This window comes from Methylobacterium sp. A49B (genome assembly GCF_053346215.1).
In genome coordinates, this window is sequence record NZ_JBKFBO010000064.1 from 1 (window position 1) to 8,401 (window position 8,401).

Sequence of the window (8,401 nt, forward strand, 5' to 3'; positions counted from 1 at the left end):
GGCGAACTCGCAGGCGCTCACGACGCGTCAGTCGATGGGCATCTCGGCGCTGTCGCTGGCCAACTCGGCCCAGCAGGGCGTGCTCCAGCTCCTGCGCTAAACATCAGCATCCTCACTTAAACGGCGGCTGGGACATTCACCCCGGCCGCTTGTACGTGAGGCGGCGGGTTAATACGGCGCTCGGAAACAGGACCGCGGATTAGCGAACCTTTACTGCGAACTCGCAAATCGGCACGCTCGGCGTCTGATTTAGTAGCCAAAGACGCGTCGAAGTCGGTTCCGCTGACCAGCTCACCCCAGGCCTTTACGGGTGCGGCAAATCATGTGGATCGGCCCAAGGCGCATCGTGGGGGTTATCCGCATCTTTCCAGGTCAGACTCGCACTTCAGGGTGTCAGCTACCGGGCGCCTCCACGTTGATTCACAGCAAACGATCATGGTGAGCGCGAACTATCGACAGTTTGAAGCATGCTTGGACAGGCGCTCGATCTGCTTCCGCTAAGGAAGCGACAAAGAGCGTGATCTGAAAAATCTGCGGCTACGCTGAAACGCGGGACGGTTGCCCGCATTCTCTAAACCATGTCCGTGCCCCGCCCCATCGCTGTCCTTGCCGAAGATGAGGAGTTCGCGCGCCTCGTGGCCGCCGACATGCTGACAGCAATGGGCTTCGACGTCCTAGAGGCGGAGCATGCGCTTGGCGCTCTCCAGCACTTGGAGGCCAATGATGGTGTGGCACTCCTCTACACCGACGTGAACATGCCTGGCACGATGGACGGCTGCGATCTGGCTCACGCGGTCCGCGCGCGCTGGCCCGAGACACGGATCATCGTGTGCTCGGGTTGCATGCCGGACGAAGCCGCGTTGCTGCCGGAAGATGCGCATTTCATCGCCAAGCCATGTGGCGAGCGATTGGTACGCAAGGCGTTGCAGGTACTGCGGCTGCATTAAGCTTAGAACACCGTTCTCAGTCCTCGTTGCCCTCACGCGTCGGTGCGTTGCTCGGATGAGACGTCTGCTTGGCGCCGCCCCTATCTGCTACGGGCCGGCGGAGCGCCACAGTTAGTGGCGCCACATCTGTCAGTCGCTGTACAGGTGGGCGATGTACAAGCTCCCGCCTGCCAGCCTTTACCGCCTTCAGACCCTGGCTCAGACCGGTGCACGCTTCTACCAAGTGACCGCCTACATGCGGCGGCTCGAGGTGCTTGGCTTGGTCGCGGCGACCGGCCGAACGGATCCTGAGAAGAAGATCGTCGAATATCAGATCACTGAAGCCGGGCGGGCCGAGTTGCAGGAGCGCTTCGGAGGCGCAGCCACAAATCTCATTTAAAACTAAACGATCCTGCCTCGATTGATGCGGTGCCAACGCCCCACTGGATCGCCTCTAATTGCCCACCGGGCGGGGGAGCCCCCGATCTCACTGATGGCGTCCCGGAATCGGATCGATCGAAGGGAAGATCGCCATTCGGTCGCATCTGCCGCGGGGATCGAAGTTCCAGTTCCCGCGTCGTCGGCTGGGCGGCTTCGGGCCGCGCTTCGAACCCGCAGGCACCGTGCGCATGTTCCGTTGGATTGGTCGCCATTTCATCTCGAGTTTCATGGCCGCTGTAGCGCTCTTCGGTAAAGCACTGGACTTGATGCTCGGCATCGTTGGCAGACTCTACGACCGCTTCGATACTGGCTGGAGCAGGCTCGCCAGTGAAGCGAGGCAGCGCCATGCGCGAGAAGGTCGCCGAACGATTGATCCTCTCAATTTCGACACTCGGCCGGAGTGAGGGATGCCGACCTACACTCTGCGTCAATTCCTGCGCCCCGGTGACAGCAGCGGAGGGATGATCCACCAGTCGCGAGAGTTTGAGGCTCAGGTCATGCGGAGGCCATGCAAGTCGCGCAAGCGTCGGTCGCCAAACCGGAGCAGGACTAAGAGCGCCTAACAGAATGGGCACGGATCGTGTGGTCGGGCGTTGGCTGGGATGGCTCGCCCCCTTCTTCCCAACGATCTGTGGACTGAGATCGCCCCGCTTCTTCCGCCGCCCCGGCCGCGTCCGAAGGGCGGGCGGCGCCCGCTCGAGAACCGTGCGGCGCTGACCGGCATCCTGTTCGTGCTGCGCTCTGGCCTGCCCTGGGAGATGCTACCCGCCGAGATGGGCTGCGGCTGCGGGATGAGTTGCTGGCGCCGCCTGCGCGACTGGCAGGCGGCAGGCGTCTGGGCGCGGCTGCATCAGATCCTGCTGGAGCGCCTGCACGCGGCGGGCGAGATCGATTGGGGCCGCGCGAGCCTGGACAGTGCGTCTGTCCCGGCCAAAAAAGGGGCTCTGCCACGGGCCCGAACCCGACGGATCGGGGCAAGCCGGGCACGAAGCGCCACCTCGTCACCGACGCGCGCGGCACGCCGCTCGGCTTCTGCCTGAGCGGCGCCAACCGACACGACAGCGTGATGATGGCCCAGACCCTCGACGCCATCCCGCCCCTGCGCAACGGGCGGCGCGGACGCCCGCGGCATCGTCCGGACAAGTTGCACGCGGACAAGGCCTATGATGCCAAAGCACGACGCCGGGAGTGCCGGGCGCGCGGGATCGTGCCGCGGATCGCGCGCAAAGGCATCGAGAGCAGCGAGAGGCTCGGGCGTCACCGCTGGGTCGTCGAGCGGACCCATGCCTGGTTCAACCGCTTCCGCCGCCTGCCCATCCGCTACGAGCGGCGCGGCGACATCTACGAGGCCTGCACAACCCTGGCCGCGAGCCTCATCACCCTCAAGCAGATCAAACGGTTCTGTTAGGCGCTCTAAATTGGGCTCGAACTGATGATGCGAGCGAGCGTGTAATTTCGAGCGTTCGTCGCGGTATCACGATCGGCGAGAGGTCAAGTGGCACGTAGCGGAACGCGCTCGAGCTCACCGGCGTGCAAGCCGAGCCAATACGCCTCTCACGTCATCGCTGTCCCGACCGGATGACGCGAGGTTCTTCTTTGCCCTGACTTGTCACGGTCGCGATCGGTATGCCGCTCCAGTCGCGGATCATGATGGTGGCGCGCAGATCGTGGCCCAAACGTTCGCTGTCGCTGCAGAGAACCATCAGCAGATATCTGGCATGGGCCACCGCTTCATCGATGCCGACGGCTGGCGCGCCCACATCATCCCACTCGGACAGGCTGCCCGCATGGGTGTCGAAGAAAAAGCGCATCATGGGTCCACGAGCAGAGACGAGACCCGAGTGGCGCGCCTGTGCGGCGAGCCTAGCATGCGAATTTTGGAGGGGTTACGAATCCAGCAGACAGGCGGACGTGGCGTTTGGCCGCCCAGACCACGGCCTCAGTTCAGCTGCCTGTCCGAGCCGGGTCTATCGAACTGGACCTCGATCGCAAAAACGGACGCCTGAGCTTGATCGACGACGTCGAGCCGCCATGTGGTTCCAAGATCCATCTTTTCCGCCTCGTCCCGCAGGATCTCGCCAGCGAGCTTGATCGCCATTCGACGTGCCTCCGCCGAGCAGGAGAGAACCGTACCATCCCGATCGGGCGAGCTGTACCCGTTTTGGACATGGAAGAAGTATCGCGGCACGCGCTCCTCTGGGGATCAGATGAGGGCTAATTTCCTTCGATTACCGGCGCCAGGATTACCTGACGGCGATAACTCATCTCCCGTGATCAGGCAGTATCTGTAATATACCAGATTAGATCTACCGAGCAGTTCGAGCGTGCGTCCGATAGCAAACGAAAAAGCCCGCCGCGGCGAGCCGGGCGGGCCAGTGAGGGGGATTGCGTGAGATCTTAATACTCGCGAAGCCCCCGGAGGTTCCCGGAAACTGGCAATCGAGTGAGTTCCCCCTGTTCAATACTGAATTCACTGTTAAGCTACCCTCTATCGGCCGATGCCAGGAGGCACAATGATCCGCATTCGCGCGACTGAAGACGGCTCCTACGTCCTGTGCAGGGATGACACGGTGCTGGTGACTGGGCTCACCCGTGACCAGGCCCAAGCCCTCGCACAGGCCATGCGTACGCTCATGCCTAGTTAGATCGACGAGCAAAAGGCCCGCCACGGGCGAACCGGACAGGCTGGAATGCTCTCGGACTAATCCGGATCGATCTGGATAGGGTCAGCCGCGCGGCTCAGCCCCGATCTATTCAGGCGGCGGGGGAGCGTCCGATCCCACGGGCGAAGAATAGCGTTCTAGCCGTGTTCGCCATCCAGAATTTTGCGGAGAGCATCCAGCGCGGCATCGCGGCCAGCGTCCGTTTTAAGACGGTGCCACAGGCGCAAGCACTCGTTGTCAGCCCACCGCTTCAGAGGCGCCTCTGCCGCGCGCAGCTGGTCGATAGGTATACCGAGCATATCAGCGATCGTCTGGAGGCGTGACAGAGCCGCTTCTCGATCGTTCATTGGGCCTCGCTGCGCTGAGCGCGCCAGACCGGCCGCGTGCGCTGGTATGCCAAGTTCTACTTGCGATTGATAGTCGCCTTGAGGTCAAGGTCCCGTGAGCTATGTTGACGGGAACAGGTCCAATCGCGGGGCCCCATGATTTTTGTTACCGATGCCGATGGCCAGACCATTCATACAAGTTCCGATTGGCCTAGCCTTACCGGGCAAACCGTCGAGAACTCGCTTGGACGAGGCTGGCTGGGTTGCGTCCACCCGGACGACAGGCCGATCGTAGAGCAAACACTGGACAAGGCGCTATCGCAGATATCCGAGTTCAGCATCAGATATCGGCTTGTCGATCCATCAGGTGATTATCGCTGGGTGGGTGTCGGCGGTATTCCGTCTATAGGCCCACCAGATTACACGTTCCTCGGCTACCTGGGCTCGCTGACCGAGATCGCGGCTTGTGCAACTAAGGAACTCAAAGCCTACGGCAACGTCGAACGGTTCGTGCCACCCCCGACGCACCCCGCGACGATTGCAACAGATCACTTGGACCAGATCGCGGACTACCTGATCCTGGCTCATTCGCTCATCGAGAGCGACGGCGCCAGATCGGCGCTGCCCGGCCTGCGTTTAGCGCTGTTTGAGGTCGGGTGTGAGCTAGCGACCCGCGTCGGACCCCCTAGAACGCAAAACTGAACCGCCGCATTCGTCTTAGACGCGTATATGCGAACGGCATGGGCGCCAAAGAAAAGCCCGCGCCGGCGGACCGGGCGGGCTTTCTCAGGTCCGTGCGCTTGGGGAGGGCTTTAGACCTGAAATCAGTCTATCCCGATTGCGAATAAAGAAAAGCCCCGCGCGGCGGCGCCGGCGGGGCTGAGGTTCGAGAGGTCTTCATGCGCGAGGTCTACGCGCCGGGAGGCGGGCAGTTCCAATCCGCAACCCAGCCATTATTGGACAGGCTGAGGATGAGGCGGAACGCCACCGCGCCCAGACACGACCCTTCTGCTATCGACATCGGCAGGTCGAGCGCTGGATCAAGTTTGTGATTTACACGGTCAGAATTACTCGTGATGGCAAATCGTTCTTCTCTCGCGACATCGTATTAGATGAAAAGGCACAATTCGATCAGCAGATTGCCGAGGTGATGCACGACTTCCGTCTTGGATTTCCCAATGTCTCGCTACTCGATCCCGCCATTCGAGTTATGATTTACGCGAAGGACTGAGTGGCCTGTCAGGCTCCTCGCCCACCCCGCAAAACGACGAAAGGCGCCCCCGGCCGAAGCCAAGGGCGCCTAAGGCGGTGTGAAGTAGGATGTGAAGCGACGCTACGTGCCTGGCGCGCTGACATCCGGCATCCGCAGCGGCACGCGCAGCAGGCCGAAGGCGTCGGGGTAGTAGACCGTCATCTCCAGCCGCACCGGCGCCGACGCCGGGATGCGCCCGAGATCCACGCAGTAGCGCTTGTGGAACGGTCCGATTGGCGTCGAGCCGATACTGCGCCACGGGATGCCGTCCGCCTCACCGTAGACAGAGACCACCATCCGCCCGGCGATCCCGGCTGCGTACAGGAAGACGTCGAGGTCGTCGGTGGCGCCGTCGCGGACCTTGAGCCCCGACAGGTCCCAGCACAGGCGCTCACGCGTGCGCGTGACCTGGTCGACGCGCAGCTCAGTGCGGACCGGGAAGAGACCGGCCGCGACGTGGGGGCCGGCCACAAAGGCGAGCAGCAGCAGCCACGCGACGACGCACGCGGCCAGCGCGGCCTTGTAGGCCCGGAACTCGGCGCTGCTCATGGGTGCGCCGCCTTCGCGACCCACCACACCAGGCCGCCGACGCCGGAGATCGAGGCGGTGATGATGGCGCCCGCGATCGTGCGGATGAGCCAGGTCTGAGCCCGTTCCAGCTTGTCGATCCGCTGCTCGGCCGCGCTCAGGTCGCGCGTGGTCGCGTAGGCCGCGAGCGAGGCCACGAGGTTCTTCACGTCGTGAGCGAGGTTCTTGATCTCGGTCGAAACCGAGCCCTCGAAGCGCGCGAACGCGACCTCCATCGAAGAGCTCCGGCCGTCCGGTCCGGTATCGGGCATGGTGGGCCCCCAAGTCCTGAGAGGCGCACGCCGGCGTTCCGGTCGCGCGTTGTGTTCAGCGAACCGGCCTCTCGTGAGAGACAAGCCGACTCGTGTTCGGTGGATGAGAGGCAACCGCCGTCGGCGAGGCCGGGAAGGCCTGCGAAACTTTCGCGAGACTTGGTCGGGCGTCAGGGCTTGGCGAAGTCGCGCCGCACGGCGGAGATCCAAGCCACAGCCCGCTCGCCGCACGCCGCCTTCGACCGGTCGAGCACCTTGGCCCGACCGATGATGCGCACGACGTCGGCCCTGGTCAGCGATCGATCCGGGATATTCGGGAAGGTCTCAAGCAGGCACGCGGCCACGCCCTCGGGCGGATCGGGCAGCGTCACCCGGATGTCGGCCGGCGCGAGCGGATTGATCGCGGGCGGTCCGGCCCTAAAGCTTGCGCAGCCGCCGACTGAGATCGCGAGGCAGACACACGCCATCACGGCGCGGATCACGGGCGAGCGCATCGGTCAGTTCCTTGATCTTGGAGAGGTCGGCGTCGTGGGCGGCCTGGTCGCGGGCGCGCAGCTCCAGCGCCTCGTGGGTGATCGCCTCCGCCTTCTCGGCGCGCAGCTGCTCGGCCTGCAGCGCCACGGCGTGGTCGTGGGCGAGCATGCGCTGCGCCCCGTCGGTCACCGCGACCTGCCAGCAGAAGGCGAAGGCCGCGACGCCGGCGGCCATCGTCCGGGAGACCATTCGCAGGCGCGCGGGCAGGACGATCCGCCCGATCACCAGGACGGCGAACGCCGCGGCCAGGATCTTGAGCGTCACCGGCGAGATCGCGGCCCGCATGAGGGGCGCGACCGCCAGGAGGATGGCGGTCCAGGAAAAGTCGAACATCAGCCGCGCGCTCCGGTGAGCTTCGGGAAGCGGCGCGCGAGGACGTCCGGCATGGGCCGGCCGGCATCGTCCCAGCGCGCGTACAGGGCGTAGAGGGCGCCGGCGACGATCAGCGCACCCATGACGAAGCCGAAGACGGTGCCGGCCGAGATCTGGGCCTGCGCGCTCTCGGCCTGGTCCTTCAGTTCGCTGACGCTCTGGGCGACCTCGGCGAAGCCGAAGGACCCGGCCACGCCCGCGCCCTGGACGGTGCGGCTCCGCGCCAGGTTCGCGTCCTTGGCCGCCACGGGGAGCGCCTCGGCGGTGTCGAGCGCAGCGAGCGTGTCGTCGTCGAGCTCGCCCGTGACGGGCAGGCCGGCCTTCTTCTGCAGGAGCTGCACGGAGGCCGTGGTGCGGTCGCCGTGGTCGCCGTCGACCTTGCCCACGGGATAGCGCAGCGCCTTGAGCTTCGCCTGGGCCGGGATCACGCGCAGCGCCGCCTTCGCCTTGGCCAGGTAGGCGCGGCACTCGGACAGCCCGATCGTGCCGCCGTTCACGCGGCGGCGCAGGGCCTCGACGTCGTCGGCGTCGGCGAGCGCGTTGCAGTCGTTGTCGGTCCAGTAGGTGAGCGCGGCCGCGATCGCGCCGGCCGGCGAGCGCAGGCGATCCGGATTGGCCTCGAACCCGGCGGCGCGGTAGTTCGCTCGCCCCGTGGTCTGCAGCGCGCCGCCGCCGCGGTACCGCCACCCGTCGCCGGGCTGCACGTTGCCGAGGCGACCGCCGTAGACCTTCTCGGCCAGCGCCTTCGGGTTGCCGGCGTAGGGTCTGGCCGCGGCGAGGTTCGGGAAGCGCTTTGGCCAGACCGCGCACAGCCGCTCGGCCGTGTAGAACAGGCTCTCCTCGAGCTTGGTCAGGCCGCCGGTCTCCGTGGCCACCTGGGCGACGAAGTGGGCGATGCGCAGCGGCGTGATGATCTCGGCCGCCGCGATCCGGTCATCGGCCGCGATGAACGCGGCCACGATGTCGGCGCGCGCGTGGGCTGCGACCGCGGGCAGGATCCGCTTCCAGTCGGTCATGACGGGCACCAGGGTTCAGAAGGGGATGGAGA

General features: G+C 65.1%; 13 protein-coding genes and 1 pseudogene. 6 read left to right on the plus strand and 8 right to left on the minus strand.

Annotated elements, in window-relative coordinates; all coding sequences use genetic code 11:
* The first annotated feature begins 578 nt into the window (after positions 1–578).
* Both ACLBX9_RS05275 and ACLBX9_RS05280 read left to right on the plus strand, forming a co-directional pair.
* Positions 579–947 (plus strand): response regulator, encoded by a 369-nt coding sequence (locus ACLBX9_RS05275; protein WP_447718172.1) that lies wholly within the window; start codon positions 579–581, stop codon positions 945–947.
* A 151-nt stretch (positions 948–1,098) separates the two neighbouring features.
* The gene (locus ACLBX9_RS05280; RefSeq protein ID WP_447718173.1) at positions 1,099–1,326 is read left to right on the plus strand and encodes a hypothetical protein; all 228 of its coding nucleotides are present in this window, start codon (positions 1,099–1,101) and stop codon (positions 1,324–1,326) included.
* Here ACLBX9_RS05280 and ACLBX9_RS05285 read toward each other — a convergent pair.
* Complete coding sequence (locus tag ACLBX9_RS05285) at positions 1,319–1,714, minus strand: hypothetical protein (protein ID WP_447718174.1); 396 nt, start codon at positions 1,712–1,714, stop codon at positions 1,319–1,321. The genes ACLBX9_RS05280 and ACLBX9_RS05285 overlap by 8 nt on opposite strands.
* A gap of 255 nt (positions 1,715–1,969) precedes the next feature.
* On the opposite strand from ACLBX9_RS05285, the gene ACLBX9_RS05290 reads away from it, so the two are divergent.
* Positions 1,970–2,775, plus strand: a protein-coding gene (locus tag ACLBX9_RS05290; protein ID WP_447718175.1) for an IS5 family transposase whose coding sequence is annotated in 2 segments (ribosomal slippage) — positions 1,970–2,300 and positions 2,300–2,775 — 807 coding nt in all. Because the reading frame shifts where the segments join, the coding sequence is not laid out codon by codon here.
* A gap of 151 nt (positions 2,776–2,926) precedes the next feature.
* On the opposite strand, the gene ACLBX9_RS05295 is transcribed toward ACLBX9_RS05290, so the two are convergent.
* Positions 2,927–3,181 carry a DUF6894 family protein gene (locus ACLBX9_RS05295; RefSeq protein ID WP_447718176.1) on the minus strand — a complete coding sequence of 85 codons (255 nt, stop codon included), beginning with the start codon at positions 3,179–3,181 and terminating at the stop codon, positions 2,927–2,929.
* Positions 3,182–3,306: 125 nt separating this feature from the next.
* Positions 3,307–3,555, minus strand: coding sequence for a DUF6894 family protein (locus ACLBX9_RS05300; protein ID WP_447718177.1), 249 nt, complete (start codon positions 3,553–3,555; stop codon positions 3,307–3,309).
* Positions 3,556–4,173: 618 nt separating this feature from the next.
* Between ACLBX9_RS05300 and ACLBX9_RS05305 the strand changes: the two genes are divergently transcribed.
* From ACLBX9_RS05305 to ACLBX9_RS05315, 3 genes and pseudogenes are all read left to right on the plus strand, one after another.
* Complete coding sequence (locus ACLBX9_RS05305) at positions 4,174–4,353, plus strand: hypothetical protein (RefSeq protein ID WP_447718178.1); 180 nt, start codon at positions 4,174–4,176, stop codon at positions 4,351–4,353.
* Between the two features lie 147 nt (positions 4,354–4,500).
* Positions 4,501–5,058 (plus strand): annotated as a pseudogene (locus tag ACLBX9_RS05310) (PAS domain-containing protein); the annotation flags it as partial.
* A gap of 346 nt (positions 5,059–5,404) precedes the next feature.
* Positions 5,405–5,587 carry a hypothetical protein gene (locus tag ACLBX9_RS05315; protein WP_447718179.1) on the plus strand — a complete coding sequence of 61 codons (183 nt, stop codon included), beginning with the start codon at positions 5,405–5,407 and terminating at the stop codon, positions 5,585–5,587.
* 102 nt (positions 5,588–5,689) lie between these two features.
* Here ACLBX9_RS05315 and ACLBX9_RS05320 read toward each other — a convergent pair whose 3' ends face one another.
* From ACLBX9_RS05320 to ACLBX9_RS05340, 5 genes are all read right to left on the minus strand, one after another.
* Complete coding sequence (locus ACLBX9_RS05320) at positions 5,690–6,157, minus strand: hypothetical protein (protein ID WP_447718180.1); 468 nt, start codon at positions 6,155–6,157, stop codon at positions 5,690–5,692.
* Complete coding sequence (locus ACLBX9_RS05325) at positions 6,154–6,411, minus strand: hypothetical protein (protein ID WP_447718181.1); 258 nt, start codon at positions 6,409–6,411, stop codon at positions 6,154–6,156. Before ACLBX9_RS05325 ends, ACLBX9_RS05320 begins: the two co-directional genes overlap by 4 nt.
* Positions 6,412–6,617: 206 nt before the next feature.
* Positions 6,618–6,818, minus strand: coding sequence for a hypothetical protein (locus ACLBX9_RS05330; RefSeq protein WP_447718182.1), 201 nt, complete (start codon positions 6,816–6,818; stop codon positions 6,618–6,620).
* Positions 6,819–6,864: 46 nt separating this feature from the next.
* The gene (locus ACLBX9_RS05335) at positions 6,865–7,314 is read right to left on the minus strand and encodes a hypothetical protein (protein ID WP_447718183.1); all 450 of its coding nucleotides are present in this window, start codon (positions 7,312–7,314) and stop codon (positions 6,865–6,867) included.
* On the minus strand, positions 7,314–8,369 hold the full coding sequence (locus ACLBX9_RS05340; RefSeq protein WP_447718184.1) for a peptidoglycan-binding protein: 1,056 nt from the start codon (positions 8,367–8,369) through the stop codon (positions 7,314–7,316). The genes ACLBX9_RS05335 and ACLBX9_RS05340 overlap by 1 nt, the downstream gene beginning before the upstream one ends.
* Between the last annotated feature and the right edge of the window lie 32 nt (positions 8,370–8,401).

Excerpts from the sequence above, each read along its gene's own strand:
- ACLBX9_RS05325 (WP_447718181.1), bottom strand. The coding sequence starts at position 6,411 with ATGGAGGTCGCGTTCGCGCGCTTCGAGGGCTCGGTTTCGACCGAGATC.
- ACLBX9_RS05280 (WP_447718173.1), top strand. The coding sequence starts at position 1,099 with ATGTACAAGCTCCCGCCTGCCAGCCTTTACCGCCTTCAGACCCTGGCT.
- ACLBX9_RS05285 (WP_447718174.1), bottom strand. The coding sequence starts at position 1,714 with ATGGCGCTGCCTCGCTTCACTGGCGAGCCTGCTCCAGCCAGTATCGAA.
- ACLBX9_RS05320 (WP_447718180.1), bottom strand. The coding sequence starts at position 6,157 with ATGAGCAGCGCCGAGTTCCGGGCCTACAAGGCCGCGCTGGCCGCGTGC.
- ACLBX9_RS05335 (WP_447718183.1), bottom strand. The coding sequence starts at position 7,314 with ATGTTCGACTTTTCCTGGACCGCCATCCTCCTGGCGGTCGCGCCCCTC.
- ACLBX9_RS05340 (WP_447718184.1), bottom strand. The coding sequence starts at position 8,369 with ATGACCGACTGGAAGCGGATCCTGCCCGCGGTCGCAGCCCACGCGCGC.
- ACLBX9_RS05295 (WP_447718176.1), bottom strand. The coding sequence starts at position 3,181 with ATGATGCGCTTTTTCTTCGACACCCATGCGGGCAGCCTGTCCGAGTGG.
- ACLBX9_RS05275 (WP_447718172.1), top strand. The coding sequence starts at position 579 with ATGTCCGTGCCCCGCCCCATCGCTGTCCTTGCCGAAGATGAGGAGTTC.